Source organism: Nocardiopsis lambiniae (assembly GCF_031845465.1).
Lineage (GTDB): Bacteria > Actinomycetota > Actinomycetes > Streptosporangiales > Streptosporangiaceae > Nocardiopsis > Nocardiopsis lambiniae.
Map to the genome: position 1 here is coordinate 1 of NZ_JAVREP010000014.1, position 26,190 is coordinate 26,190.

Genomic DNA, 26,190 nt, shown 5'->3' on the forward strand with positions numbered 1-26,190 from the left:
ACGCAGATGGGGCAGGAGCGCGCGTAGGGGGACGTAGTCACACGAATCGACATCCTGACAGCCGGAGTCACTCTGTGTGGCGGCTTCACAGAGATTGGATCAGAGCCAAACACACTGGCCATTGACACGGGCAGGAAACAGACCGTCTCCAGCGTGGCCTCGTCCGAGGCCTTGGCCAAGATCTCCTCGACCAGGGACAGACCGATCCGTTCGAAGACCGCCAGCATCGACGAGGTGACCCGGTTCCCGCCCTGCCGGTAGGTGGAGAACAGCGGTGTGCACGACACCTTCTGCTCCAATGGCCCATCGACCCCGGACCTGAGGAAACCCCAGACCGGGACGGGTGAACCTTCGTCCTCGCCTGGGGTCAGCGGCCCCGTGGAGCTCCTGGTGTGCTCCCCTGAACTGGTTGTCGCACAGGGGCCGGCGCCCATCACCGCAGGGGCCGCCGCACGGTGTCGCGGTGCTGGGGCCGCCTCGGCCGCCGCCTTCGGTCCGCCGGTAGTGGCCATACCCCGGCGCGTTGCCGAAAAGCACCCTGGCCCCCACCACGCCCACCGTCCGGCACCACCACCCCAGCTGACTGTTCCCCGCCCGGTGGCTGCGGCACGCGTCTTCTTGCCCGGTGCTCGATCACCGCCCGGACCGGGACCCGGCTGGGGTCACCGTACGACTCGGTTGAGGGGGAACCTCACTCCGGTGAGCTCCTCGGAGACGGTCCACAGGCGCTGCTGGGCGGCCTGGTCGTGGGACTCGGGGCTGGAGTTGACCAGCTTCGGATGCCCCCGGATCTCACCCCGGTTGCCGGGGCCGTAGTACTGCCCGCCGAGGACGGCCGGATCGGTGGCGGCGCGCAGGGTGGGCAGGGCGCCCATCTCGGCCTTCTGGGTGAGCAGCGGTGCGAGCCAGGTGATGGGCACGCGAAACGCGGCGGGTGCGTTGCGGACGAGTTCAGTGTTGGACACGCCGGGATGGGCGGCGACAGCGACCGTGGCGCCGTGCGGTGCGAGTCGGCGCTGCAGTTCGTACGTGAACATCAGGTTGGCGAGTTTGGCCTGGCCGTAGGCGGCGACGCGGCTGTACGAGTTCTCCCACTGCAGGTCGTCGAAGTGGATCGCGGCGCGGATGCGGTGGCCGGTGCTGCTGACCGTCACCACGCGGGACCCGGGGACGGGCAGGAGCCGGTCCAGCAGCAGTCCGGTGAGGGCGAAGTGGCCGAGGTGGTTGGTACCGAACTGCAGCTCGAAGCCGTCGGCGGTGGTCTGCTTGGGGGTGTACATCACGCCGGCGTTGTTGATCAGGAGGTCGATGCGCGAGTGGGCGGCGCGCAGGTCGGCCGCCGCGGACCGGATCGACTCCAGGGAGGTCAGGTCGAGGGCCTGGACGGTGACGTCGCCGGTCATCCGGGCGGCTGCCCTTGTGCCCTTCTCGATGTCGCGGACGGCCAAGACCACCGCAGCCCCGCGAGCGGCGAGCATGCGGGCGGTCTCGAAGCCCAGCCCGGTGTTGGCTCCGGTCACGATCGCCACCCGGCCGTGTTGGTCGGGGATGTTCTGCGCGGTCCAGTTGTCGCTCATGAAGCACTCCTTAAGAACCGCCGGTCTCTTATATCCACCAACGTAAAAGACCGCTGGTCTCCTGTCAAGGGACCGATGATCTTCAAGCTACGCTGAGGGCGTGGCATTTCAGCGGGCGCGCAGCGAGGAGCAGCGGGAGATCCGGCGTCGGGCGATCCTGGACACGGCGGCGGCGATGCTCGACGAAATGCCCGTGGCCGAGGTGAGCCTCAACGAGCTCAGTCGGCGGGTGGGTCTGGCCAAGTCGAACGTTTTGCGATATTTCGAGTCGCGCGAGGCGGTGCTGCTCGAACTGCTGGACGACTTCCTGGAAAGCTGGCTCGCCGAACTGGCGGACGAACTGGCCACAGGCATCGAAGCGCAGTCAGCACCGGAGGAGCGGGCGGGGCAGCTGGCCGAGATTCTCAGCCGGTCACTGGCGGAACGGGTTGTGCTGTGCGACCTCTTCGGCGCCCAGGGGAGCGTCCTGGAGCGCAACGTCTCGGTCGAGGTGGTCAAGCGGCACAAGCGATCCTCCCTCACCAGGCTCGCGACCATGTCCGAGCTCGTGCGCCGTCATGTGCCCGAGCTCGGCGACGAAACACCACTGTTCTGCCTGGTGAGCCTCGTCTCGGCGGGCGCCCTGTCGTCCTACGTCCCGCCTCCGCCCAGCCTCCTCACCGCCTACGCGGAGGAACCCGAGCTCGGCGTGTTCCACCTGGAACTGCGTGACGCTCTACGGGTCTCCTTCACCTCGACGCTCCTGGGCGTACTGCCGCGCGCCTGAACCTTTCCACTTGCGCTTCTCATCCGAGGACCGCAGGTTCGCGCCCTGCCGGGTGCGCCACAAAACCCCAGTACAGAGGGATGGAATAGTCTCAACGCTGGCGGTTTCGAGAACTGATGGCGCCGGGATGGAACCAAGGTGGGACCAGACCTCCCGGCCCGACTCGTCCGCACCCGTGCCGACAGGTCCCGACGCAGCCCCGGGCTCAGTCGAGAAGATCAGCCAACCGCCTCCCGTGCCGCCAGCGACGGCACCACGCCGACCGGGCACCGCCACCCCAGGCTCAGCGGTGGCCCGCCCCCGTGAGTGACGGGAGGAGCTCCCGTTACACACACCGCCTTCATCAGACTCAGCACGAAACACCCGGCGCGGCCCGCAGCGACACGCGAAGGCCCCGTTTCCTGGCACTGCCGGGACAAGCCAGGACGAACCCGAAGCCCACTCACGCGGCGACCCCCACTGAAGAATCGAGGCTGACACCCGAATGCCGTTTTTGAGGAGGACTCGGGAGGGGCCCTTCTCTTCACCAAGGAGATTTTTGGATTTCAGGGATGTCTGAGCGGTGTCTTTGTCGATTCCGTCCTCGGTGTGTTTTCGGAGTTCGGAGTCGACGTGAGACTCCGCTGGAGTTGAGGCAGCCTGCCAGGGTCCCGCAGGGTGTGGTTACGGGACCCCGGTGGATTGCGGGTCAGGTGGTGGTCGAGGAGCGGCCGCCCAGGTGGCGGGCGAGGAAGCGTTCGAGTGTGCCGTACAACTCGATGTTGCTGTCGGCGTTGATGAACCAGTGCCCTTCGTTCTCGTTGAGCAGGTACTCGACCTCGGCGCCACGGGCACGCAGCGCCTCGAAGACCCGGTCGGCGTGGCGGCGCGCCACCCGGACGTCGTTGGCTCCGTGGATCAGCAGAACCGGCGCGGTGATGTCGTCGACCCGGCTGATCGGTGAGCGGGCCAGCATCTGGGTCCGCTCCTCGGGGATCTCGGGGTCACCGAAGTAGCGCAGGTAGTTGTTCACGAGACTGCGTCGGGCGAACGGGACGATCCCTTCGGTCAACTCGGCCAGGTCGCTCATGCCGGTGTAGCTGACCGCGGCAGCGAACCGGTCGGGGGTGAAGGCGGCCCCCACCAGGGCCGCGTAGCCGCCGTAGGAGGAACCGTAAATGCCGACCCGGTCGGGGTCGGTGTAGCCCTGGGCGACGGCCCAGTCCACGGCGTCGAGCAGGTCGTCGTGCATCTTGCCCGCGAACTCGCCGATCGCGGCCTGGGTGTGCGCCTTGCCGTAGCCGGTGGAGCCGCGCATGTTCACCTGGAGCACCGCGTAACCGCGGTTGGCCAGCAGTTGCACCTCGGGGTCGTAGGTCCAGCTGTCGCGGTACCACGGCCCCCCGTGCACCAGCACCACCGTGGGCAGGTCGTGCTGTTCGCCACCGACCGGCAGGGTCAGGTGGACGGGCAGGGACAGTCCGTCGCGGGCGGTCAGCGTGATCGGGGTGACCGGGGCGAGCTGGGCCGGGTCCAGGTGCGGGAAGGGCCGGAACAGGCGCCGGGCCCGCCCCGCGCCGTGGTCGTAGAACCAGGTGACGCGGTGGTCGCGGTCGTGGGTGAAGTCCACGACCCACTTCTGGCCGGTGGCGTCGTTGGACACGAACGCCAGATCTCCGTCGGAGAGCTCGGTCAGGTGCGGCAGGACCTCGGCGAAGTGCGCGTTGAGCGGGTGGATCTCCTGGCGGGCGCCGAGGTAGCGGGCGCCCAACAGTTCCCCGGTGGTCGAGTGCACGATCACCGAGGAGGGGAAGCGGGTGTCGGCCTCCGGGCGTGGGGTGTCCAGGTCGAAGAGGGGGTGGGAATCCACGTCGGTCTGCTCGCCGGTGTCCAAGTCAAGGTGGACCAGGCGGACCAGGTCCGAGCCGGCGGCCGAGCCGATCCACAGTCCCGTGCCGTCCGGGGTGGGCACGATCGGCGTGACCCCGAAGGGCGCGTCGGTGCCCAAGAACCGTGCGATCGGGCGCGGCTCGCCCTGATTCCACCGCGAGTAGACGTGGTCGCCGTTCTCCTCGATGGTGTGGGCCACCACCCGGCTGCCGGTGGCCACCCAGCCGAAGACGTCGCCCGGGTTCTCGGCGACGGTGGTCAGTTCACCGGTGTCCAGATCGAGTTCGAACAGGTCGATCAGGTCGGGGCGGCGCTTGTTGAGCTGCACGTAGATCGTCCCAGGGCGGTCCAGGGGCTGGCTGGTGCCCATCAGCCGCACACCCTCGTAGGGGGTGAGGTCGACCTCGGACTCCTCGGGCCGGGTCATGTCGACCCGGTACAGGTGCATGTTCTCGTCGCCGTTCTTGTCTTGCTGGTAGAGCAGGTAGCGGCCGTCGACGGTCCAGAAGGCGGCCTCGATGTCGCGCTGGTCGTTGGCGGTGACGCGTCGCGCTCCCGAACCCTCGGCATCCTCGGAGGCGGACCAGTCCGAGTCCAGGTCGCGAACGAACACGTTGAGCCGATCCCGCCAGGGGGCGAGGTAGGCGACCTTGGTGCCGTCCGGGGACAGCACGGCCCGGCTGCGGGCGGGCGAGCTGAAAAACTCCTCGACGGCGATCAGCTTCCACAGGGCGGTCATGATGGGTCCTCCTGGTAGAGGGATACGAGCACTGCCCAGTCCAAACTCCGACGTCGCGGCGGACTCAAGACGAACTGAAGTGATCTGCATCACATTAGAATGGAAAACGGTGGGTCAGACCTACCGGAGAAGCCACTACACATCCTCACAGTCAGTGTTTGAGCTCGGGCTCGGCTTCTCATGCTCGCGTTCGTTGTCGCGCTCGCGCTCGACAACGAACGCGAGGTCGTGGTGCGCGGAGGCACCCTGGAGCATGACCAGGACCCAGATCGCGGCGAAGGCCATCACCCCGGCACCGGCGAGACCGGTCACGGTGATCGCTTCGGTAAAAGCGTTCCTGAAAAGGTCGAGGATGGCGTCTCCAGTGTCGTCGCCGACCTCGGCGGCCACCAGCAGCGCCTCCGCCATGGTCGCGGACGCCCGTTCAGCCAGGCCCACGGGTCAGGTCGAACGCTCGGCGGTCGGCGGTCAGCGAGGACGGTCCTGGTGCACCAGGAGACGAGCACCCCGCCCAGGACCGCCGTGCCCAGCGTCGTGCCGATCTCGTAGGCGGTCTCGGAGGTCGCGGCGGTCTGTTCGGCGCGCTCGGGCTTGACCGAGCCCATGATGATGTCGTTGCTCAGGATCAGCGCCATGCCCGCGCCCAGCGCGATCAGCCCGAGCGAGGCCGCGATCAGCGCGAGGCTCGACGTCGGTGTCAGGAAGGCGGTCAGGTCGAACCCGGTCACCGCGGACGAGTCCGGGAAGTCCGTGCTCACCGGTGAGAACGTGGGCAACGTGGCCGTCCAGGAGCCGTGCCCGAACAACGAGCCCGATCACCTGATGCTCGGCAGGACCGACCCCGTCGCCGCGGCCCTGCCCCTGGACGTCTTCGACGACCCGGGGCCGGCCGCCCCCGAGAGGATCACCGACGCGGTGTGCCACGCCGAAGCGCCCCAGGTCGACGCCGAGACCGCCGCCGAGGACCTGGAGCGGATGTCGGGATCACCGCCTGGCGCACCCTGCTCCATGACTGCGGCTGGGACCACGGCCGGGCCGAATCCTGGCTCGGCGCCCAGGCGGTCGCGGCCCTGGGCGGGCCGGAGTCCGGCTGATCTCGTCTGTCGGATCGCCCTTCCCCCCAACGGTCTCTCGATGACCGGGCAGCCGCGTCTCTGGTGGCGGTGATACGCATGATTAAACCCCACTGGTTGACCAATCATCAAATTCTGATGTCGGTGCGGAGTGTCAAAAACCTGCCCTGAAGTGGGTTTATGGTGTTTCGAAAGTCGAGGTCCGGACAGTCAATTCCCAGCAAGTGAGTTGATGTATCAACTACATGTTGCTAGCGTGACGACCAGGTCGAACCAAACAGGCCCGGACCGGCACGAGCCGGTCGGAGGCGGGCACCGCGGTGACAGGGGCAGGCATGAGCGGCGAATCCGGAAAGAAGACGTACGAGGGGCGTTCGATCGCGGTCACCTTCGAGGCGGAGCTTTGTCGGCACGCCGCCGAGTGCGTCCGCGGTCTGCCCGAGGTGTTCGCCATCGAACGGCGTCCGTGGATCCGGCCGGACAACGCCTCCGCCGATCGCACGGCCGAGGTGGTGCGGCGCTGCCCTTCGGGCGCGCTCGATTACCGCCGCGTCGGCTGAGACGACGGCTTTCGACCTTTCGAGCTTTCAGACACGTGGGCGAGGACCATGAGCACAGGTGCACATCTCGCGGCCGACACCTCGATGGGCGCCGTCACGCTGAACGTCGCCGACCTGGACACGATGACCGCCTACCACCGCGACGGGGTCGGCCTGACCGTGCTGGAGCAGACAGGGCCGAAGGTGACCCTCGGCCGGCCCGGCCGGCCGGTCGTCGTTCTCGTGCGGACCCCGGAGCCACGGTACGCCTCACCGGGTGAGGCGGGGCTGTTCCACACCGACATCCTCTTGGACACCGAGGCGGCCCTGGCCGCGGCGCTCGACGAGCGCGGACTCACCAGGGAGCCGATCGGGGACGCGCGGGTCGGCCACATCCACCTCTCCGTCGGCGACGTCGCGACCGCGCGCGACTTCTACGCCACCAGGCTCGGCTTCGACGTGACACTGGCCCTGGGCGACCAGGCCGTGTTCGTCAGCGCCGGCGGATACCACCACCACATGGCGATGAACGTGTGGAAGAGCGGCGGCGCCGGCCGCCGACAGCAGACCCTCGGCCTGGGTCGGGTCGACATCGAGGTCCTGTCCGACGACGACGTCGGCGAACTGACCGAGCGCATGCGGCACTACCGCATCCCGATCCAGGACGACGGAGCGACGGTCCGCTTCGAGGACCCCTGGGCCAACACCGTCCGCCTCAGTACGGCTTCGCACCCGAAGGGCACCGAGTCCTCCCCGAACAGCGTGATCGGGCCGGATGCCCTCTGACCTGAGTGTTCGACTCAAGCGCCGGATTCGCCGGCGCCACAAGGCGGGAAATCACATGACCGTGCAATTGGTGGGCAAGAGCTACAAGTTCGATCTGGGGCCGTTGAAGGTGAGGTTCACCTTCGACTCGCCGTCGCAGGGCAGTTTCGTCGTCGAGGAGGGCGGCGGGCTCGCACCGGACGGCCACGCCGAGACCGTCGCGCTCGACCTGAAGAAGATCCGCGAGGGCGTCTACCTCAACTCGTGGACCGAGGCCGGTGGCGCCACCGTGACCCATGTGGAGGACTTCGCGAACGCGACGCTGTACTCCAACGTCACCGTCGACGGCACCCTGTACAACCTCGTAGGAACCATCACGGAGGCCTGACCATGAACCCCGACACCGTCACCGAAACCGAGCCGGCCGAGCGCAACACCGAGATCGTGCTCACCGCGATGCGCGAGCTCTTCACCGAGAAGGACCTCACCGCGCTGGACCGGTACTGGGCCGAGCCGTACGTGCAGCACAGCCCGCAGATGCCCGACGGCCTCGACACGCTGCGCGCCGTGGTGCCCGGCCTGGAGGGGTTCTCCTGGGAGCCGCAGCGCACCGCGGCCCAGGGAGACCTCGTCTTCACCCACAGCCTCGTCCACGGCTGGGGGCCCGGCCCGGTGGTGATCGTCGACATCTTCCGACTGGAGGACGGCCGCATCGTCGAGCACTGGGACGTCGTCCAGGAACTGACCCTCCCCGAATCCACGGCCAGCGGAAACCCCATGGTGTGAATCGGTGGGCGGGGCGGGGCAGGGCGGCGCGTCAAGCCATGCCGGCCCGAAGCGCGGTTCCGCTCGACCTGATTTCAGGAATGGGGTTTCTCATGGGCCACGGTGCCCAGTGAAAATACGGCTTCGGTGCGAACACGTCCTGTCGCCGCGCGATCCGAACACTGAAAGAGAAGGCAGATCATGGGTTACGTCACTGTCGGGAACGAGAACAGCGCCCCGATCGAGATCTACTACGAGGACCAGGGCACGGGACAGCCCGTCGTGCTCATCCACGGATACCCGCTGAACGGCCACAGCTGGGAGCGGCAGACGCGCGCCCTGCTGGCCGCCGGATACCGCGTCATCACGTACGACCGCCGCGGCTTCGGCGGATCGTCCAAGGCCGGCTCCGGCTACGACTACGACACCTTCGCCGACGACCTGAACACCCTGCTGGAGACCCTGGACCTGCGCGACGTGGTCCTCGTCGGCTTCTCCATGGGCACCGGCGAACTCGCCCGCTACGTGTCCCGCCACGGCCACGAGCGCGTCGCCGGACTCGCGTTCCTCGCCGCGCTGGAGCCCTTCCTCGTCGCCCGCGAGGACAACCCCGAAGGGGTGCCGCAGGAGGTCTTCGACGGTATCGAGGCCACGGCCAGGGACGACCGCTACGCCTGGTTCACGAAGTTCTTCGCCGACTTCTACAACCTCGACGAGAACCTCGGCGGCCGGATCAGCCAGGAGGCGGTCACCAACAGCTGGAACGTCGCGGTCTCCAGCGCCCCGGTGGCGGCCTACGCCGTGGTCCCCTCCTGGATCGAGGACTTCCGTGCCGACGTCGAGGCGGTCCGCGCCAGTGGCAAGCCGGCCCTGATCCTGCACGGCACCGCCGACAACATCCTGCCCATCGACGCCACGGCCCGCCGCTTCCACAAGCTCCTGCCCGAGGCCCGCTACGTGGAGATCGAGAACGCCCCGCACGGACTGCTCTGGACGCACTACGACGAGGTCAACACCGCGCTCCTCGACTTCCTCGGCTAGCGGTTTTCCCGGCCGGTGGCCAGTCGCCCACCGACCGCTCGGGACCGCTGCCCCCTCTGAAAGACCCGTTCGGACCCGGGCGGTCCGACGACACGGTCGTCGGACCGCGCGGCGCGGCATCGATCGGCGGGGTCCCACGCCGTCCCCCGGACTCCAGCGTCCACACGGGCCGGCTACGGGACGTTGCTCCCTCCGGTGTTCGGCGCCGTGCGGGAGTTTCGCGAGAGCGCGTCTCCTCATGCTCCTCGGAGCGTGCGTCATGGCCGTGTTCACGACGTTCTGGACCGGCCTGACCGCCTGGGCCGCACAGCGGCGGCGAGTGCTCGCGGAGGAGCCGCCGCAGCAGCCACAGAGGGAACACGTCCCCACTGCCAGTTGTTGATTGGTCAACTAGATTCACATAGTGTGCCGCTGACCGGAAGTCGTCGGAAAAGAAGGAGTGCTCATGGCTGTCGAAGTGAACGACGCGCCCGCGGTGAAACGTTACGAGGCCCGTGTCGACGGGGCGTCCGAGGTGGCGGGGGTGGCGCAGTACATCCGTACGGACGAACTCGTCGCGTTCGTGCACACCGAGGTGGCGCCGGAGTACGAGGGCCGGGGCGTCGGGTCGGCGCTGGTGCGCACGGCCCTCGACGAGACCCGGGCCGCGGGCCTGCGGGCGCTGCCGACCTGCCCCTTCTTCGCGGCCTGGATCTCCCGTCACCCGGAGTACCAGGACCTGGTGTACCAGTCCAGGAGCAAGGTCGGCGACTGACCGGATCCCGCCCACCCGATGCGGCTGATCGAATGCGGCCCGGACGGCGACCACGGCCGCACGAGGGCCTTCGCGCCGAAGCCTTCGCGCAGCGCGTGGACGCCTCCGTCTCCGCCGCTCGGCCCGGCGACCGCCGCCGCGAGATCCTCGTTCCCCGGGTCGAGGACCCTGGGACCGAGCGCAGCGATGGTCGGGCGCCGGTCACACCCTCGCCCGGTTCGACCGCGGTGCCCGAGAACTCGTGCCCGGGGGACCTCCGGCAGCGTCGCCCCGGTGAGCGGTTGCGCGTGGCCGGAGTCGAGGCCCGTCGGGAGAGTGGTGGACGTGCGGGTCGCCTCCGCGGACACCGGGGAAGACGTTCCTCGGTTTCACCTGCCTCGGGCCGGGACCCGGGGAAACGATCTCATCAGGGGCGATCGCCGCACCAGTGACACCACGTCACGTCCTCACCCCTACGAACGTCATGTGCGGGTGTTGACGCGGCGGCACTACCCGGTGGACGCCCCGGCGGCTTGAATCGCAGAGCACCCGACCACCGCGACGCCGCGGAAGCAAGGACTGGACGACATGGCACTTCCCAAGCTCCACACCATCGAGGACCTCTTCGACTCGCCGCAGCGTACCAACGCGTCGATCTCTCCGGACGGCACCCGGCTGGCCTTCCTGGCACCCTGGAAGAACCGGCTCAACATCTGGGTCCAGGACCTTGAGGACGGCTCCGAGCCGCGGGCCGTCACCGCCGACGAGACCCGCAGCGTACAGAGCTTCGAGTGGGCCGACGACCCGCGCTGGCTGCTCTACCTCCAGGACGACGGCGGGGACCAGAGGTGGCATCTGTACCGGGTCGACCTCGACACCCCCGGTTCGGAAGCGGTCGACCTCACCCCCTTCCCCGGCGCCACGGTCATGGGTTTCGGCACCTCCCCGGTCAGCCCGGGGAAGGTGACCCTGCTGCTCGACACCCGAGACCCCGGGACGTTCGACTCCCACGAGCTCGACATCGCCACGGGCGAAATCGGCCTGCTGGCCGAGAGCCCCGGCCCGGGCAAGATCTGGGTCCAGGCCGGTGACGGATCACTGTTCCTGTCCGAGCTGACCGCCCGGGGCGACGTGGAGTTCTCCCGCCGCGACCCCGCCACCGGCGAGCCGCGCAGGGTCCTGGAGTGGAAGGGCGCCGACTACCCCGTGGGTTCGCCGTGGCAGATCACGCCGGACGGGACCGGCCTGTGGATCGTCTCCAATCGGGGCACCGACCGCACCCGAGTGGTCCGGGTCGACCTGGCCACCGGCGAGGAGACCGAGGTCGACAGCCACCCGGTCTTCGACGTCGACGCGCGCATGATGGTCAACCCCGCCGTGCCCGACCCGCTGATCCGCGACCACCGGGGTGAGCTGCTCGGGGTGCGCTACCTCGGCGAGCGCCAGGTCATCCACGCCCTGGCCCCGCACTTCGCCGAGGTTCTGGCCAACCTGGAACAGCTCTCCGAGGGCGACCTCTCCCACGTGTCCTCCGACCGGGACGGCCGCCGCTGGGTCGTCTCCTTCGAACACGACCGCGACCCCGGCGCCACCTGGTTCTACGACCACGCCACCGGGGAGTCCCGGCTGCTGTTCCGGCCGTTCCCGCACCTGGACCCGGAGACGCTGGCGCCGATGCGCCCGGTCTCCATCACCGCCCGCGACGGGCTGACCCTGCCCTCCTACCTCACCCTGCCCGTCGGGGTGGAGCCGAAGAACCTGCCGCTGGTACTGCTGGTCCACGGCGGCCCCTGGGCCCGCGACGCCTGGGGGTACTTCCCCCCGGCCCAGCTGATGGCCAACCGGGGCTACGCGGTGCTGCAGGTCAACTTCCGCGGCTCGACCGGGTTCGGCAAGGCGCACACCCAGGCCGCGATCGGCGAGTTCGCGGGCAGGATGCACGACGACCTGATCGACGGGGTGGACTGGGCGGTGGCCCAGGGATACGCCGACCCGGACCGGGTGGCGATCGTCGGCGGTTCCTACGGCGGCTACGCGACGCTGGTGGGGGTCACTTTCACCCCGGACCGCTTCGCCGCGGCCGTGGACGTCGTCGGGATCTCGGACCTGGCGAACTTCATGCGGACCCAGCCCCCGTTCGTCCGGCCCGGCCTGATCAACAACTGGTACCGGTACATCGGCGACCCCGAGATTCCCGAGCAGGAGCAGGACATGCTCGCCCGCTCGCCGATCACCCGCATCGACCAGGTCCGCACCCCGCTGATGGTGGTGCAGGGTGCCAACGACCCGCTGGTCGTCAAGGCCGAGTCCGACAACATCGTCGAATCCCTGCGCTCGCGCGGCGTGGAGGTCGAATACATGGTCGTCGAGGGCGAGGGACACGGGTTCGTGAACCCCGAGAACCAGATGGCCGTGTTCGAGGCCGCCGACCGCTTCATCGCCCAGCACCTGGGCGGACGGCCCGGACAGAGCTGACCGCCGCACACCGCACCGTCCCGTCCCGCCCCGGCGAGCCCACAGGCAGGAGCACCCGAAGTGAAATTCCACGAACCCGCACGCGACGTCACCGAACAGAGCAGGACCGCGAACACCGACCACACCGGCCGTGCCAATCGCAACGGCCACACTGACCGCGACGGCCACACCGACCGCGACGGCCGCGCCGAACCGCCCGCGGACCTGAAGCAGGAGGTGCTCAGGGGGCTGGGCGGGGTGTCGGGGATGGTCTACTCCGCCCTGCCGGTCGTGGTCTTCGCCGCGACCGTCCCCTTCATCGCCCTGCCCGCCGCGATCAGCGCCGCCATCGCGTTGGCCCTGATCCTGGGCACGTACCGGCTGTGGCGCGGGGAGCGGCTCATGCCCGCGCTGGGCGGGGTGATCGCCGTCGCTGCCGCCGGCGGCATCGCGGCCTCCACCGGCTCGGCCAACGACTTCTTCCTGTTCGGGATCTGGAGTTCCCTGGCCCTGGCCCTGTTCACTCTGGGCACGGTCCTCGCCCGCCGCCCGGTGACCGGTCTCGTCTGGAACCTCCTCCACGGCAACTCCCACGCCTGGCGTCAGGACCCGCCCTCACTGCGGGTACACGACCTGGCAACACTGGCGGTGACGGCCGTGCTCGCCGCCCGGTTCGTCGTTCGGCAGTGGATGTACCTGGCCGACTCCACCACCGGGCTGGCCGTCGCCGACACGGTGACCGGCTTCCCGCTCACGGTGGTGGCGGTGCTCGTCATCGTCTGGGCGTTCCGCCGCACCACCAGGCGGCTGGTCGCGCCGGACGGCCCCGCGACCGGTCCACGCGGCTGACCCGTCCCTCCCCACGGCCCCGTGCTTCACGGAGCCGCTCTACCAGCTCGCGCGTGCCCGCCGTCCCGGTCACGCGCGACCGACTCCCTGAGGAGGCCGGCCACCGTGCGCCGCAGCCCGACGATCTACTTCACCTCCTACGCGCTGTCCCTGCTGGGATCCGGGATCGCGAGCGTGGTGATTCCGCTTCTGGTGCTCGACCGCACCGGCGACGTCCTCGCGGCGGGCATCATGGCGACCGCGGGCATGGCCGTCTCCGCGCTGACAGGGTTCTTCTCCGGGCTGCTCGTCGACCGGGTCGACCGGCGCGCGATATCGGTCGCGGCCAACCTGCTCACAGCCCTGTCGATGGCGGCGCTGCTGGTCATCGACCTGGCCTGGGGCCTGAACCTGACCTGGTTCCTGGCGGTCGCCGTGGTCGGGGCGTTGATCCGGGTCCCGGGGATGACCGCCCAGGAGACCCTGCTGCCCGCCCTGGCCCGCCTCGGTGAAACAGAGCCCGGCCGGGAGGGGCGTCCGGTCAGGCTGGACCGGCTGGTCGCGGTCCGCGAGACCGTGGGCAACGTGCTCCTGCTGGCCGGTCCCGGTCTGGGCGGGCTGCTGGTCGCGCTGTTCGGCCTGTCCCCGGCGATCCTGCTCGCCACCGCAGCGACCGGCCTGCTCGCCGCGCTGAGCACGCTCGTGCTCGACCCGAGGGCCGGGCGGGTCCCGCCCCGGGACCCCGTCCCGGCGGGCGCCGCCGGTGGTTCGCTGCGCCGGGCCGCGGCAGATCTGGCCGACGGGTGGCGGTTCCTGTTCCGCAACCGGCTGGTTCTCGGATCGACCCTGGTCACCGGGGTGTTCATCGCGGTGCTGAGCATCCTGCAGACCACCCTCATGCCCGCCTACTTCACCGAGCAGAACCTCCCCGCGCTCACAGGTCTGACCCTGAGCGCGATCGCCGCGGGCAGTATCGGGGGCTCGGCCGTCTACGCCGCCTTCGCGCTCCGGGTCCGCCGCCGGGTGTGGTTCGTGATCGGGATGCTGGGCGTCCTGGTCGGCTTCGCAGCGGTGGGCACCATGGCCTCCCCCTGGTTGGTGCTGGGCGGCGCGGCCTTGGCCGGGTTCCTCTTCGCTCCGGCCGGAGGCGTGCTCGGGGTACTGACCATCGAGGCCACCCCGGACGCCATGCGCGGTCGTGTGCTGGGAGCCCAGAACACCGTCATGCTCTCCGCCCCCGCCCTGACCAGCGCCCCGCTCGCGGCCGTGGCCTCGGTGGCCGGTCTGCCCGTGGCCGGGGCCGTGATCGCGGTCCTGGTCGGGGTCACCGCGCTGGCGGCGCTGGCCGCCCCGGCGTTCCGCCGGATCGATGACCTCGGCTCCGAGCCGGAGGAAGCGAACCCCGACCCTTCCTCCGTCCAAGCGTGACGTACGGGCGTTCGAACCGGGGGCCGAAGCAGGCAACGGGAAGGGAGAGATGAGGACCGACAAGAGGAGACCACGACAGGTCTGCGCCCTGCGAGGGCTCAGGTCCCTGCGCCGCCGGGCGTAGATCGTCTCGGCGGGAGATGTCCAGATCGCGTGCCACGTCCGCGACGCTGCGTCCGGCCTGGACCAGGTCCAGCACCTTGCGGCGGAACTCGGCGGGGTATCCACGACGTCCCACGATGCCCTCCTTGAAGGGTCACGTGGTCCCAGGATCCAGAAATCCGACTCCGAAGAACGCGGGACACACCAATCGCTCCACCAGACTCGGTACATGCCACGCCGCCCTCAGCCCTCATGATGTCCGCGCCCGGCTGCGCCGTTCAGGAGCCGTGGCGGGGGGCGGTCGTGGTGCCGCGGACGACGAGGTGGGGTGCGACGACGGTCTCGCCCGGGGTCTCCTCCCCCTCCAGACGGGAGATGGACCGGCCGACCGCCAGGTCGGCCAGGCGGGCCACGTCCTGGGCGATGGTCGTGAGGTCGATGTGGGCGAGTCGGGCCAGGCGGCTGTCGTCGAAGCCGACGACCGAGACCCGGCCCGGCACCTCCACCCCGGATCTGACCAGTACGTCGAGGACGCCCGAGGCACAGTGGTCGTTGAAGGCGAGGACCGCGGTGAACGTCGGGCCGTCGGCGAGGAGTCCACGAGCCGCGCGGGCGCCGTCCTCCTCGCTCGGACCGGCCGCCACGACACGGGCGCGGTCGGCCAGGCCGTGGTGTCGCAGGGCGGTGCGGTAGCCGCGCCGCCGGTCCGCGGCGCCGGGTGCCCGGCCGCCGTCGACGTGGACGATGTCGCGGTGGCCCAGAGCGACCAGGTGGTCCACTGCCTGGCGCGCCCCCTGGTCGTCGGCGGTCCGCACGACCTCCACCCCCGGGACGACGGGTCTCAGCCGCCGGGCGACCGAGACGACGGGCAGCCGCGCGGCGAGCTCGGCCAGGCGGGCGGCGGGGGCCTGCGGACCGAGCAGGATCAGGGCCTCGCAGCGGTCGTCGAGCAGCGACTGCGCCGCGCGTTCCTCACTGCGCCCGGCGGTCACCGCGCTCAGCGCGAGCTGGTATCCGGCCGGTTCGGCCACCGCGTACAAACCTTCGACCAAGTCGGCGTGGAAGGGCTGTTGGAGGCCGAACTGCACACCGAGCAGGCGGGATCGGTGGCTGCGCAGGAGCCTGGCCCGCGTGTCCGGGCGGTAGCCGATCTCCCGAGCGGCCTGGAGGACCCGCTCCCGCGTGGCCTCACCCGCGCCCTTGGCCCCGCGCATGACGATGGAGACCAGAGCCGTGGACACACCCGCGCGCGCCGCGACGTCGGCGAGGGTCGGGCGCCTCCCCCGGGGGCCCGACGGCGTCGGTGGCACCACTGGCCCCTCCTGGTCGGCGTCGACTCCTGCCCGATGATCGTAGGCCACTCCGGGGGGTTCTCCACCACGCGACTATAACGTTCTAGTTTTTACCCGGACCCCCTTGACGCCCCCGTGGCACGGCCGGTCTACTGACGCCAGGAACTAGAACGTTCTAGAAGCGAGGCGGGCAGAGATGTACACGTTGGCGGCCTGCGCCGAGATGCTGTTCCTGGACCAGCCGGTCCAGGACCGCGCACAGCGCATCCACGACCTCGGTTTCGAGGTCGAGATCTGGGACTGGACCCGGCACGACCTGGACGCGCTGGCGCGCACCGGAGCCGTGTTCTCCTCGATGACCGGCTACGTCCGGGGCACCCTGACCGACGCCGAGGGTGCGGCGGAACTGCTGCGCACCGCCGAGGAGTCCGTACGGGCCGCCGACCGCCTGGGCTGCCCCCGGCTGAACCTGCACGGCACCGGCCTGGACGGTCGGGGCCTGCCGGTGCGCCCGGTGACCGGTGAGGCCACCGGGCCCATGTGGATCACCGCCCACCGCACGCTCACCCGCGTCGCCGAACTGGGCGCGCGGGCCGGGGTCACCTTCACCCTGGAGAACCTCAACACCGCCGTGGACCACCCCGGCGTGCCCTTCGCCAGGGCCGCGGACACGCTGGCCCTGGTCGCGTCGGTCGACCACCCCGGACTGCGGATGAACCTCGACCTCTACCACGCACAGATCGGCGAGGGGAACCTCATCGAACTCCTGCGCCGGGCGCACGGCCAGGGTCTCATCGGCGAGGTACAGGTCGCCGACGTCCCGGGGCGCCGCGAGCCCGGAACCGGGGAGATCGCCTACCCGGCCGTCGCCCGCGTGCTCGCCGACCTCGGCTACGACGGCACGGTCGCTCTGGAGGCCTGGGCCTCGGACGACGGCGAACGCGCTCTGGAGCGCTTCCGGGCCGCCTTCACCCCGTGACCTCCGCCCCGAGGGCGCGCGGCACGTGACCACGGATCCTCGACCACATCCAGCACCGCCATCACCGCTACACACGGAGAACGCCATGAGCCCTCACGTCACCGACCACGGCGCAGTCGCGTCCGCCACCGCTCCGCCCCTGGCCATGGGGCTCGTCGGTGCCGGACGGATGGGCGCCTTCCACGCCCGCACCCTCGCCCAACGCCTGCCCGGAGTCCGGCTCGCCGCCGTCGCCGACCCGGCCCCGGGGGCGGCCCGCGCCCTCGCGGACGAGCTCGGCTGCCCCACGGCACTGACCGACATCGACCGGTTGTTCTCCGACCCGGGCATCGACGCGGTCGTGATCGCCACCCCGGCCCGCACCCACGCCGACCTGGTCGTGGCCGCCGCCCGCGCGGGCAAGGCGGTCTACTGCGAGAAGCCGATGGCCGTCTCCCTCGCCGACGCGGACCGCGCCATCGACGCCGCCCGGGAAGCGGGCGTCCAGCTCCAGGTCGGCTTCAACCGGCGCTACGACGCCGGCTTTCGCGCCGCCCGCGCCAGGATCGACGCCGGGGCGGTCGGCACGCCCCAGTTGCTGCGCTCGCTCACCCGCGACCCGAACCTGGCCGACCCGGCCCGGATCCCGCAGTGGACGATCTTCCTGGAGACGCTCATCCACGACTTCGACACCCTGCGCTTCCTCAACCCGGGGGCCGAACCGGTCGAGGTCTGCGCCATGGCCGACGCGCTGGTCCGCCCGGATTTCCGAGACCGGGGGCTGCTCGACACCGCCGTGGTCACCATCAGGTTCGACAACGGGGCCCTGGCGACCGCCGAGGCCAGCTTCCAGGCCGTCTACGGCTACGACGTCCGCGGCGAGGTCTTCGGCTCGGGGGGCATGCTGACCATGGGCGACGCGCGTCGCACGCACCTGACCTCCTACGGCCCCGACGGGATCTCCGCCGACTGCGTCACCTACGACCAGGACCTCTTCCACGACGCCTATGTCGCCGAACTGGCGGACTTCACCGACAGCGTGCGCAGCGGCCGGGCCACGGCCGTCACCGGGGAGGACGCGCGCGCCGCCCTCGCCATCGCCCTCGCCTCCGTCCACTCGGTCACCACCGGCGGTCCCGTTCGCCTCGACGCCCTCAAGGACGCGTGACCCGCTGGTGCGGGTCGCCCCGAGCCCGTGGCCGCCTCGACACGATCGCGTGTGTGCCCGACGGTTCATGCGGAGAAGGCGGTACGTGGTCGAAGCGGCCTTCCTCACCCCAGCGCTTGATCGCACGGCCCCATCGCTCCCGCCGACCGAAGCGGGTGTTCCGTTCCGGGTGTGACGGGGGCTCTGGTCTGTGCCGGGAGGCGATCCCGGCACAGAGCAGAGTCCCCGATCAACCCGGCATGGAACAAGTTAATCTGTACCCCTATGTCCAACGACCAGGATCCTTGGATCGCCTGCTATCGCGCGCTGCTGCCGTGGACGAAGCGTTTCCAGGAGGGAGATTCGCACCGTGCGGTGAGGATCGCCGTGGAACGCTCACTTGTCACGCTGTGGGGTGGGCCAGACCCGGAAAGACCGGCGACCGACGCTGACGTGCACGCGATCGTCGCCGCCTGCAACGCTTACCACCAGGGCTGGTTCGACGCCGTGATCGGCGCCGAGGCCCGCCGCACCTGGCCCGACGGGGAGCGCTGGCCGTTTTCGCTGTGGGTATGGCAGGACTCCTCGCGCGGCCATGGCCGGGGCAGGGCCTTTCGCGACACGATCGGCGAGCACCTCGACTTCTTCGCGAGATTCCGGTTCCAGTCCACGTTGGACTTGGTCGGGTACGCCGAGCACGCTGCCCGGGCGGCGACGGGTGCCGCCCGGCAGCGGGCGGCTGACGCCGTTGTGGATGTGCTGGAGCAGGCCTGGACCCGGGTCGACAGAGAGGGCTGGGATGACGCCGGCTGGTACGAGTACATCGAGGTGGAAGAGCTGGTCGGCTGGACGATGGCGGCCCTGCGGATTCCCGGGCTGATCCCGTCCGAGGCCGCCGAGCGGGTGTACCGGATCGCTGAGCAGGGCGCCTGGGACGGCTGGTCGGAATGGTCGTCGAAGAGCCTGCCGGCTCCGTTCCTCGCCCAGGCGGCACAGGCCGTGGCGGACTGTGTGCGCTAGTGTCCCGGGACGTGTTCCCCCGGGGAACCGCCGACCGCGGCCCCGTCGAGGTCGGCGAGGTCGAGACCGGGTCGTCCTCCTCGGCCTCGGTGGCCCGCTCCTCCGCCGGGGTCGAACCCGTTCAGGCGAATCCGCCCGAGTGCGGTGCGCGCCGGTCGCGGAAATGACCGGTTCCGAAGACCGCGCACACCACCGGGCACACGTGGGCGGTCATCACCGACAGGTCCCACCGATGCCCTGGATGCGCACCCATCCGGCGCTCGTCCGATCCCGCTTTCCGCACAGCGACTTCAGGGTGGACCCAGAGCGAACATAACACACGAAAACAATTAAATCTCTTATGTCGCTTTTATGATACATAAAAATGAAAGCGAATCCGAAAAGGATTCGCGCGGTCCGCATCGCCCCCTCGCCCGATCGCGTCGGCCCCGGGCACGGTCTCCCCCGCTTGTTTGGGACACGCCTCCCCTGGCATCCGCCTTGGCGTGAAGCCTGACCAGGCGCGACGGTACCGAGACACCGGGCGGCCCGTCCTCGCCGGGACACGGGCCGCCCCGAGCCCTCCCACACCCGAGCCTCCCTTTCATTCGAATTGTCCGCTTATTTTGCATTGCCCCTCTCCACCGAACGCCACCAAAGCCAACCAGATCCCACCATCGCATTGACAAAAGCAGTGATTGCAGAAGATGATCAACGCACAAGGGACCCGGGACGGATATCCGAATGCCCGGACAAAGTTCCATCCGGAGCTTTCGTTTGATTCTTCGCTTCGGTCCTTTTCGTGTCGATCTGGAGATGGGGATGCCGTGGCGCACACCGGTGACGGTGCGAAGACCGACCACGTGGGCGAGTCGGTGCTGCTGGCGGCCGGGTTGGCCGACATGGCGTTCAGCGGTGCCGGAGCGGCTCTGCGGAGAGCGAGGGCGCTGCTGATCCGGTCGGACCTGGTCGAGCTGGCCGACGACGGCCGTGAGGAGCTGAGGCGGCGGGGCCGGCTGGCGCTGCGACGGTACGCGCCCGCGTCCGAGTCCCACCTGGAACAGCTCGCCCGAAGGGCCGCCTCCCGGCCCGGTCAGAGCGATGTCTGAGACCGAGGAGCAGATCCTGCTCCGTACCCGGGTGGACTCCGCGTTGCGGGAGTTCGCACGGCAGGAGACGGACCGGCTGCTCGCCATCGACGCCGACCTGACGCCGGTGGCCGAGCAGTTGGCCGTGGCGGTGGCCGACGGCAAGCGCCTGCGCGCCGCCTTCTGCTACTGGGGATGGCGCGCGGCCGGGCAACCGGACAGCGACGCGCTGGTCAGGGCCGCCGCGGCGATGGAGCTGGTGCACGCGGCGGCCGTCATCCACGACGACCTCATCGACGAGAGCCCGATGCGGCACGGCGTACCGAGCGCCCATGTCGCGCTGCGCGCCGCGTTCACCGCCAGGGCTCGCCCTCAGGCCGGGGGCCGCGCCCTGGCCCTGCTGACCGGGGACCTGCTGATGTCGTGGGCCGCGCAGCTGTTCCTCTTCTCCGGCCTGCCCGCGGCCTACCTGTCCCGCGCCCGCGAGCTGTGGGCGGTCATGACCAGGGAGCTGATCGCCGGAGAGTGCCTGGAGGTCCTGCGTACCGGCTCCCGGCCGGACACGGACAGATCGCTCCAGGTGATCCGGTACAAGACCGCCAAGTACACGGTCGAGCACCCCCTGCGCATCGGTGGCGCGATGGCCGGTGCCCCGGGCACGCTGATGGAGGCCTTCACCGCCTACGGGCTTCCCCTCGGGGAGGCGTTCCAGCTGCGGGACGACCTGCTGGGGCTCTTCGGTGACCCGCGACGCACGGGCAAGTCGAACCTGGACGACGTCCGGGGCAACCGGCCGACCGTCCTGTTCGCCGAGACCTGGTCGGCCGCCACCGCGGCCGAACGCCGGGAGCTGCGCGGGCTGCTCGGCCGACGCGGACTGGACGGTGAGGGCCTGTCGAGAGTACGGGCGATCACGCGACGCACCGGGGCCCTCGACCGTGTCGAGAAGATGATCGCCCAGCGCGTCCAGGCCGCCAGCACCGTTCTCGCCCAAACGGACCTACCGGCCGAAGCCTCCGCCGCGCTGTCCCACATGGTGGCCTCGGCCGCGTCCCGCCGGTCCTGACCCGTAGAAGGAGATCCCGTGACCTGCACACCGGAGACCATGGACGCGCTGCGTCTCCTGGGGGACGAACTCGCCGACGCGACGGTGGAGGCGCTCTTCGAACGCGGGGAGGTCGGCAAGTTCAACACCCTCATGCGCTACTTCTCCACGACGGGCCAGGACCTGCCCGACGGGCTGCCGGACGTCGCCCGCGAATATCTGCGCGCCACCGCCACACCGCCGGCCTGGGTCGACTGGGGCGAGGTGGAGAAGGCCCGGCTGTTCTTCATCGACAACAACGTGCACATCTCCACCGCCCTGGCCTTCTCCGCGATGCCCGCCTGCTACGTCATCCCGCACGTGGCCAAGCTGCTCAGCGCCACCCACGCCCTGGAGTACCCCTCGCGGCGCATGGCCGAGACCGGGCAGTTCACCGTCTACCTGATGCAGCCCGACGCCTTCGAGGCGGGGGGCCGCTTCGTCCCGGCGGCCCAGAAGGTGCGTCTGCTGCACGCCTCCATCCGCTACCACATGCGCCGCGAGGGCCGGTGGGACGTGGCCGCGCTCGGCACCCCGATCTGTCAGGAGGACATGATCGGCGGCCAGATGATGTTCTCCCTCCAGGTCCTGGACGCACTGCACCGCCTGGGCATCCACATGTCGGTCGACGGTGCGGAGTCCTACTTCTACGTCTGGCGCATCGTCGGCGAGATGCTCGGTATCGCCCCCGAACACGCCCCGACCGATCTGGACGGCGCCCGGCGGTTCTCCGACCTGTACATGACCAGGCACATGGGTCCCTCCGAAGAGGGGGCACGGCTGACCCGCCAGCTCATCGAACTCTACGAGGAGGTCGTCCCCGGAACCCTCTTCGACCCGGTGGTCGCCGCTCTCATCCGCTATCTCATCGGCGACACCTGCGCCGACTGGCTCCAGGTTCCGCGGACCGGCTGGGACACGGCCGTCAAGGTCTCCCCCGCCCTGCTCGGGATCTTCGAGCGCATCGAGGACCGCTCTCCGATGGGGGCGTGGGCCCTGGATCACCTCGGCAACCTCATCACCCACCTGGAACTCAGCTCTCTCACCCGTGGCCGGGTCATGCAGTACGCCATCCCCGAGCGGCTCAAGGACGAGTACGGTGTCACCTCCACCGTCCCTCGCACCGGCCGCTGGACTCCGCCGCCCCTGACGCCCCACACCTGAGCGGCTCCGACAGGCGCGGCCCTCCATCGCACCCGACACGGGACGGGGCCCGGGGAGACGCTCGGCCGAGCGTCTCCCCTGGCTCCGAGTGACGGCCGACCGACTCGGCGCATCGCGATGGCCGTGGGAATCCGCCGACCGCACCGGGGCCGCCGACCGCACCGGGGCACGAACCGCACCCGCCGGGGCCGGCCGGGCCCCCTACAGCCAGTCGTGCTCGCGTGCGTACCGCGCCGCCTCGTGCCGGGTGCGGGTCTGGGTCTTCTGCATCGCGTTGGACAGGTAGTTGCGCACCGTGCCCTCCGCCAGGTGGAGACGACCGGAGATCTCCGCGACGGAGTACCCCTCGCCGGTCTCCCGCAGGACGTCGACCTCCCGGTCGGTGAGCGGGCAGTCGTCGATGACGGCGAGCGCGGACACGTCGGGATCGACCCACCGCCTGCCCTGGTGCAGGGTCGCGACGACGGAGGCGATGTGCGACGGTTCCGCCGACTTGGTGACGAATCCCTGGACACCGAGTCTGAGCGCCTTGCGGAGCACGCCGGGCCGGGCGTGGCGGGTCAGCATCAGGATCACCTGGTCCGGCAGTTCACGGCGGATCTCCGCGACGGCGCCGAGTCCGTCCACGCCGGGCATCTCCAGATCGATGACGAGCACGTCGGGGCGGTGGCGCAGGGTGGCCGCCACGGCCCGCTCACCGTCCTCGGCCTCGGCGAGCACGGTGATGTCGCCCTCCAGGGGGAGCAACGAGGCCAGCGCCTTGCGGAGGAGTGCCTCGTCGTCGGCGAGCACCACGGTGGTCATCGGTCGTCCTTCCGCTGCGGCAATGTCGCGGCGGTCAGGAACCGCCCGTCCTTCTGCTCCACCGTCAGTGTGCCGCCGTCGCGTTCCAGGCGTTCCCGGAGGGTGGAGAGTCCCCGGAGTTCGGGCGGTCCGTTGTCCGGCGCGCCGTCGTTGTCGATGATGATGCCCGCCCTGGAGAGGGTGATCCGCACCCGCTCGGCCTGGGCGTGCCGCAGGATGTTGGTCGTCGTCTCCCGCAGGACCTGGCCGAGGAACTCGGCCGCGCGGGCGTCGACCTCGGCCTCGCGGTCGACGCGAACGTCGATGCCCGCGGCCTCGAAGAGGTTCTTGGCGTTCTCCAGCTCCGCGGACAGGTTGAGCCGCCGCTGCGCGTGGGCCAGTTCCTTGGTCTGGGCGATGGTGTCGCCGACCAGGGCGTGCACCTCGCCCAGTTCCCGCTCCACCCGCTCGATGTCGGCGTGCAGCAGCTTCCGGGCGAGCGCGACCTTGAGCTTCACCACGTGCAGGGTGTGGCCCTGGATGTCGTGCAGGTCACCGGCGAAACGCACGCGTTCGCGGGCCACGGCCAGCTCGGCCTCGCGTTCCCGCGACTCCTCCAGCTCCGTGACGAGGCCGGAGACCAGGTGGCCGAGGAAGGTGAGGGCGAATCCCGTCACTGCGACGCTCGTGGAGCCGACGGCGTACCGGCCCAGCACCCCGAGAAGGTCCTGCGACTCCATCGACAGCCGCACCGCGACCACGGCGACGGCGAAGGCGACCAGCCCCAGAGCCGCCGCCCGGCGGTGGCGCGGCAGCCGGAGGACGACGATGGTGCCCACCACGGAGAGGCCGTAGGAGGCGGACGTCTCGTCCATCACCAGCACTCCGACGGTCCACACGGCCACGGCGACGGCCAGGCAGGAGAGCGCCACACCGGAGAGGTTCCCCACGGCCCACCCGGAGACGGACACCAGGGCGGCCACCAGACCCAGCGCCAGGACGGCGGACTGTTCCCAGCTCTGGGCGTTGTTCGCGATCAGGAGCGCGCCCACGGCGGAGAGCGCAGCGGACACGAGGTTGAGGGTGAGACTGCGCAGGAGCTCTTGCTTGACCTGGGCGGATTCGCGCACGGATGGGGCCCTCCGGTGTCGGGCTGCGGGGTCCGTCCCAGGATTCTCCCAGCTTCGCCGCGCCACCAGTGACGCCACGTCATGACCTCACACGGGGAAAAGTCATGGCGGAGTGGTGACGTGACCGCACTGCCGGACGGGAGCGCCGACGGCTGGAATGGTGCCATGTCCTCTACACCGGTCATCGACGTCGAACGTCTGAATGTGAGATACGGCGATTTCCACGCCGTGAAGGACCTGTCCTTCCAGGTAAGGCGCGGGGAGTTGTACGCCCTGCTCGGCACGAACGGGGCGGGCAAGACCTCGACCCTGGAGACCGTCGAGGGCCACCGCCCCGCCACGTCCGGCACGGTGCGGGTCTTCGGACGCGACCCGCGCGACCGCGGGTCCGTGCGGCCCCGGACGGGGATCATGCTCCAGGAGAGCGGTTTCTCCCCGGACCTGACGGTGCGGGAGTCGATCCGGCTGGTCGGGGGGCTCACCCGGCGCACCGACCGGGTCGAGCGCCTGCTCGGCGTCGTCGGCCTCGAACACAAGGCCGACACCAGGGTGTCCCGGCTCTCCGGCGGAGAGAAGCGGCGGCTGGACTTCGCCACCGCCGTGTACGGGACGCCGGAGCTGATCTTCCTGGACGAGCCCACCACCGGTCTGGACATCCAGTCCCGGGACGACCTGTGGGACGCCGTGGACCGGCTGCGCGAGGACGGCTCCACCGTCGTGCTCACCACGCACTACCTGGAGGAGGCCCAGCAGCGCGCCGACCGTATCGGGCTCATGCACCAGGGGGTGTTCCACCGGGAGGGGACCGTCTCCGAACTCACGCGGACGCTGCCCGCCACCATCCGCTTCTCCCTCCCGCTCTCCGCGCCCGAGCCGCCACCGCCGGCCGTGGGCGAGGGCGAGGGCAGGTTCCTCATCGAGACCCCCGGTCTCCAGAAGGACCTGCACGTCCTCCTGGACTGGGCGCGGGACCACGCGGTGGAGCTGCGGGACCTCCAGGCCGGACCGACCCGGCTCGACGACGTCTTCCGCGCCATCGGCGAGGAGTAGGCCGCGCGGCCCCTCATCGCCCGCTCTTTCGAAACCTCCAGGAAAAGGGACCTTCGCCATGCTCGCGATCGCTCACGGTGAGCTGATCCAGATCTTCCGTAACCGGCTGGTACTGGTCACCATGCTCGTCATGCCCGCGGCGGCCAGTGCGTTCTACATCTACCTGCACGATCGCATCCCCGGGCTGGCCGTCGGCACGGTGGCCGCTGTACTGATGTTCCTCGTAGTGGTGATGGGGCTCTACACCACAGCGGTGACCACGCTCGCCTCCCGCCGCCAGAACCTCTTCCTCAAGCGGCTGCGCTCGACCGCGGTGGACGACGCGCGCATCCTCACCGGGCTGCTGCTCCCGGTCACCGCCATCACGGTCGTCCAGGTGGCCGTGGTCCTGACCGTGCTGTCGATCGTCGCCGAACCGCCGGCCGACCTCCTGCTCCTGGTGGCGGCCACACTCGCGACGGTCGTCATGATGCTCGGCCTGGCGCTGGCCACGGCCGGGGTGACCAACTCGCCCGAACACGCCCAGGTGACCACCCTGCCCGTCCTTCTCGGCGTGCTCGTCGTGTCCGGCTGGGTGGGGTTCACCGGAACCGAGGAGCTCACCCTGCTCAAGCGGCTGCTCCCCGGCGGGGCGGCGGCGGAGCTGGTCGTCGACGCCTGGGACGGCGGCGCCCCGGTCGCGGACTCCCTGTTCCTGCTGGCGCCCACCCTGGCCTGGGTCGTCGTCGCCGTCGGCCTGGCCGCCCGGATCTTCCGGTGGGAGCCCCGCCGCTGACGGCCTCGGCGACACGCCCGTGGACGTTCGGGTGAGCGCGG

The 26,190-nt window shown here is 70.1% G+C and carries 26 protein-coding genes; 19 read left to right on the top strand and 7 right to left on the bottom strand.

Annotation, left to right across the window (positions count from 1 at the left end; all coding sequences use genetic code 11):
* On the bottom strand, positions 1-299 hold a 299-nt coding region (locus tag RM479_RS19380), incomplete at its 3' end, for a hypothetical protein (protein ID WP_311513132.1).
* A gap of 363 nt (positions 300-662) precedes the next feature.
* Positions 663-1,577 (bottom strand): SDR family NAD(P)-dependent oxidoreductase, encoded by a 915-nt coding sequence (locus tag RM479_RS19385; protein ID WP_311513133.1) that lies wholly within the window; start codon positions 1,575-1,577, stop codon positions 663-665.
* A gap of 100 nt (positions 1,578-1,677) precedes the next feature.
* On the opposite strand from RM479_RS19385, the gene RM479_RS19390 reads away from it, so the two are divergent.
* Entirely contained in the window at positions 1,678-2,343 is a 666-nt protein-coding gene (locus RM479_RS19390; protein WP_311513134.1) for a TetR/AcrR family transcriptional regulator, read from the top strand.
* A 688-nt stretch (positions 2,344-3,031) separates the two neighbouring features.
* Here the strand turns inward: RM479_RS19390 and RM479_RS19395 are convergent.
* Both RM479_RS19395 and RM479_RS19400 read right to left on the bottom strand, forming a co-directional pair.
* Positions 3,032-4,951: a S9 family peptidase gene (locus RM479_RS19395; RefSeq protein ID WP_311513135.1), complete on the bottom strand. Its 1,920-nt coding sequence runs from the start codon at positions 4,949-4,951 to the stop codon at positions 3,032-3,034.
* 135 nt (positions 4,952-5,086) lie between these two features.
* A complete protein-coding gene (locus tag RM479_RS19400; protein WP_311513136.1) occupies positions 5,087-5,389 on the bottom strand; it encodes a hypothetical protein in 303 nt (100 codons plus the stop codon).
* A gap of 177 nt (positions 5,390-5,566) precedes the next feature.
* On the opposite strand from RM479_RS19400, the gene RM479_RS19405 reads away from it, so the two are divergent.
* From RM479_RS19405 to RM479_RS19450, 10 genes are all read left to right on the top strand, one after another.
* Positions 5,567-6,118, top strand: coding sequence for a hypothetical protein (locus RM479_RS19405; protein ID WP_311513137.1), 552 nt, complete (start codon positions 5,567-5,569; stop codon positions 6,116-6,118).
* 241 nt (positions 6,119-6,359) lie between these two features.
* Positions 6,360-6,584, top strand: a complete 225-nt coding sequence (locus RM479_RS19410) for a (4Fe-4S)-binding protein (protein WP_311511237.1) — start codon at positions 6,360-6,362, stop codon at positions 6,582-6,584.
* A 48-nt stretch (positions 6,585-6,632) separates the two neighbouring features.
* Positions 6,633-7,349, top strand: coding sequence for a VOC family protein (locus RM479_RS19415; RefSeq protein ID WP_311513138.1), 717 nt, complete (start codon positions 6,633-6,635; stop codon positions 7,347-7,349).
* A gap of 55 nt (positions 7,350-7,404) precedes the next feature.
* Entirely contained in the window at positions 7,405-7,716 is a 312-nt protein-coding gene (locus tag RM479_RS19420) for a MoaF-related domain-containing protein (RefSeq protein WP_311513139.1), read from the top strand.
* A gap of 2 nt (positions 7,717-7,718) precedes the next feature.
* Complete coding sequence (locus RM479_RS19425) at positions 7,719-8,114, top strand: nuclear transport factor 2 family protein (protein WP_311513140.1); 396 nt, start codon at positions 7,719-7,721, stop codon at positions 8,112-8,114.
* A gap of 180 nt (positions 8,115-8,294) precedes the next feature.
* Positions 8,295-9,134: an alpha/beta fold hydrolase gene (locus tag RM479_RS19430; protein ID WP_311513141.1), complete on the top strand. Its 840-nt coding sequence runs from the start codon at positions 8,295-8,297 to the stop codon at positions 9,132-9,134.
* Positions 9,135-9,579: 445 nt separating this feature from the next.
* Positions 9,580-9,888, top strand: coding sequence for a GNAT family N-acetyltransferase (locus RM479_RS19435; RefSeq protein WP_311511235.1), 309 nt, complete (start codon positions 9,580-9,582; stop codon positions 9,886-9,888).
* A 567-nt stretch (positions 9,889-10,455) separates the two neighbouring features.
* Positions 10,456-12,342 (top strand): S9 family peptidase, encoded by a 1,887-nt coding sequence (locus tag RM479_RS19440; RefSeq protein WP_311513142.1) that lies wholly within the window; start codon positions 10,456-10,458, stop codon positions 12,340-12,342.
* A gap of 60 nt (positions 12,343-12,402) precedes the next feature.
* Positions 12,403-13,170 (top strand): DUF3159 domain-containing protein, encoded by a 768-nt coding sequence (locus RM479_RS19445; protein ID WP_311513143.1) that lies wholly within the window; start codon positions 12,403-12,405, stop codon positions 13,168-13,170.
* A gap of 105 nt (positions 13,171-13,275) precedes the next feature.
* The gene (locus RM479_RS19450) at positions 13,276-14,577 is read left to right on the top strand and encodes an MFS transporter (RefSeq protein ID WP_311513144.1); all 1,302 of its coding nucleotides are present in this window, start codon (positions 13,276-13,278) and stop codon (positions 14,575-14,577) included.
* Between the two features lie 380 nt (positions 14,578-14,957).
* On the opposite strand, the gene RM479_RS19455 is transcribed toward RM479_RS19450, so the two are convergent.
* Positions 14,958-15,989, bottom strand: a complete 1,032-nt coding sequence (locus RM479_RS19455; RefSeq protein ID WP_311513145.1) for a LacI family DNA-binding transcriptional regulator — start codon at positions 15,987-15,989, stop codon at positions 14,958-14,960.
* 178 nt (positions 15,990-16,167) lie between these two features.
* Here RM479_RS19455 and RM479_RS19460 point away from each other — a divergent pair, with 178 nt between their 5' ends.
* The 6 genes from RM479_RS19460 (at position 16,168) to RM479_RS19485 (ending at position 22,411) form a co-directional block, all read left to right on the top strand.
* Entirely contained in the window at positions 16,168-16,950 is a 783-nt protein-coding gene (locus RM479_RS19460; RefSeq protein ID WP_311513146.1) for a TIM barrel protein, read from the top strand.
* Positions 16,951-17,035: 85 nt separating this feature from the next.
* Positions 17,036-18,097: a Gfo/Idh/MocA family oxidoreductase gene (locus tag RM479_RS19465; RefSeq protein WP_311513147.1), complete on the top strand. Its 1,062-nt coding sequence runs from the start codon at positions 17,036-17,038 to the stop codon at positions 18,095-18,097.
* 264 nt (positions 18,098-18,361) lie between these two features.
* Complete coding sequence (locus tag RM479_RS19470) at positions 18,362-19,096, top strand: hypothetical protein (RefSeq protein ID WP_311513148.1); 735 nt, start codon at positions 18,362-18,364, stop codon at positions 19,094-19,096.
* An 806-nt stretch (positions 19,097-19,902) separates the two neighbouring features.
* The gene (locus RM479_RS19475) at positions 19,903-20,184 is read left to right on the top strand and encodes a hypothetical protein (protein ID WP_311513149.1); all 282 of its coding nucleotides are present in this window, start codon (positions 19,903-19,905) and stop codon (positions 20,182-20,184) included.
* The gene (locus tag RM479_RS19480) at positions 20,177-21,229 is read left to right on the top strand and encodes a polyprenyl synthetase family protein (protein WP_311513150.1); all 1,053 of its coding nucleotides are present in this window, start codon (positions 20,177-20,179) and stop codon (positions 21,227-21,229) included. Before RM479_RS19475 ends, RM479_RS19480 begins: the two co-directional genes overlap by 8 nt.
* Before the next feature lie 18 nt (positions 21,230-21,247).
* On the top strand, positions 21,248-22,411 hold the full coding sequence (locus RM479_RS19485) for an oxygenase MpaB family protein (RefSeq protein WP_311513151.1): 1,164 nt from the start codon (positions 21,248-21,250) through the stop codon (positions 22,409-22,411).
* Between the two features lie 201 nt (positions 22,412-22,612).
* Here RM479_RS19485 and RM479_RS19490 read toward each other — a convergent pair whose 3' ends face one another.
* Complete coding sequence (locus RM479_RS19490; protein WP_311513152.1) at positions 22,613-23,215, bottom strand: response regulator transcription factor; 603 nt, start codon at positions 23,213-23,215, stop codon at positions 22,613-22,615.
* A complete protein-coding gene (locus RM479_RS19495) occupies positions 23,212-24,324 on the bottom strand; it encodes a sensor histidine kinase (protein ID WP_311513153.1) in 1,113 nt (370 codons plus the stop codon). Before RM479_RS19495 ends, RM479_RS19490 begins: the two co-directional genes overlap by 4 nt.
* Before the next feature lie 165 nt (positions 24,325-24,489).
* Between RM479_RS19495 and RM479_RS19500 the strand changes: the two genes are divergently transcribed.
* Positions 24,490-25,374 (top strand): ABC transporter ATP-binding protein, encoded by an 885-nt coding sequence (locus tag RM479_RS19500; RefSeq protein WP_311513154.1) that lies wholly within the window; start codon positions 24,490-24,492, stop codon positions 25,372-25,374.
* 58 nt (positions 25,375-25,432) lie between these two features.
* The gene (locus tag RM479_RS19505; protein WP_311513155.1) at positions 25,433-26,149 is read left to right on the top strand and encodes an ABC transporter permease; all 717 of its coding nucleotides are present in this window, start codon (positions 25,433-25,435) and stop codon (positions 26,147-26,149) included.
* The last annotated feature ends 41 nt before the right edge of the window (positions 26,150-26,190 follow it).

What these genes read in the sequence shown, in the direction of transcription:
- RM479_RS19385 (WP_311513133.1), bottom strand. Translation starts at nt 1,577, where the DNA reads ATGAGCGACAACTGGACCGCGCAGAACATCCCCGACCAACACGGCCGG.
- RM479_RS19465 (WP_311513147.1), top strand. Translation starts at nt 17,036, where the DNA reads ATGAGCCCTCACGTCACCGACCACGGCGCAGTCGCGTCCGCCACCGCT.
- RM479_RS19505 (WP_311513155.1), top strand. Translation starts at nt 25,433, where the DNA reads ATGCTCGCGATCGCTCACGGTGAGCTGATCCAGATCTTCCGTAACCGG.
- RM479_RS19440 (WP_311513142.1), top strand. Translation starts at nt 10,456, where the DNA reads ATGGCACTTCCCAAGCTCCACACCATCGAGGACCTCTTCGACTCGCCG.
- RM479_RS19500 (WP_311513154.1), top strand. Translation starts at nt 24,490, where the DNA reads ATGTCCTCTACACCGGTCATCGACGTCGAACGTCTGAATGTGAGATAC.
- RM479_RS19420 (WP_311513139.1), top strand. Translation starts at nt 7,405, where the DNA reads ATGACCGTGCAATTGGTGGGCAAGAGCTACAAGTTCGATCTGGGGCCG.
- RM479_RS19415 (WP_311513138.1), top strand. Translation starts at nt 6,633, where the DNA reads ATGAGCACAGGTGCACATCTCGCGGCCGACACCTCGATGGGCGCCGTC.
- RM479_RS19460 (WP_311513146.1), top strand. Translation starts at nt 16,168, where the DNA reads ATGTACACGTTGGCGGCCTGCGCCGAGATGCTGTTCCTGGACCAGCCG.
- RM479_RS19430 (WP_311513141.1), top strand. Translation starts at nt 8,295, where the DNA reads ATGGGTTACGTCACTGTCGGGAACGAGAACAGCGCCCCGATCGAGATC.
- RM479_RS19410 (WP_311511237.1), top strand. Translation starts at nt 6,360, where the DNA reads ATGAGCGGCGAATCCGGAAAGAAGACGTACGAGGGGCGTTCGATCGCG.
- RM479_RS19470 (WP_311513148.1), top strand. Translation starts at nt 18,362, where the DNA reads ATGTCCAACGACCAGGATCCTTGGATCGCCTGCTATCGCGCGCTGCTG.
- RM479_RS19490 (WP_311513152.1), bottom strand. Translation starts at nt 23,215, where the DNA reads ATGACCACCGTGGTGCTCGCCGACGACGAGGCACTCCTCCGCAAGGCG.
- RM479_RS19425 (WP_311513140.1), top strand. Translation starts at nt 7,719, where the DNA reads ATGAACCCCGACACCGTCACCGAAACCGAGCCGGCCGAGCGCAACACC.
- RM479_RS19480 (WP_311513150.1), top strand. Translation starts at nt 20,177, where the DNA reads ATGTCTGAGACCGAGGAGCAGATCCTGCTCCGTACCCGGGTGGACTCC.
- RM479_RS19435 (WP_311511235.1), top strand. Translation starts at nt 9,580, where the DNA reads ATGGCTGTCGAAGTGAACGACGCGCCCGCGGTGAAACGTTACGAGGCC.
- RM479_RS19395 (WP_311513135.1), bottom strand. Translation starts at nt 4,951, where the DNA reads ATGACCGCCCTGTGGAAGCTGATCGCCGTCGAGGAGTTTTTCAGCTCG.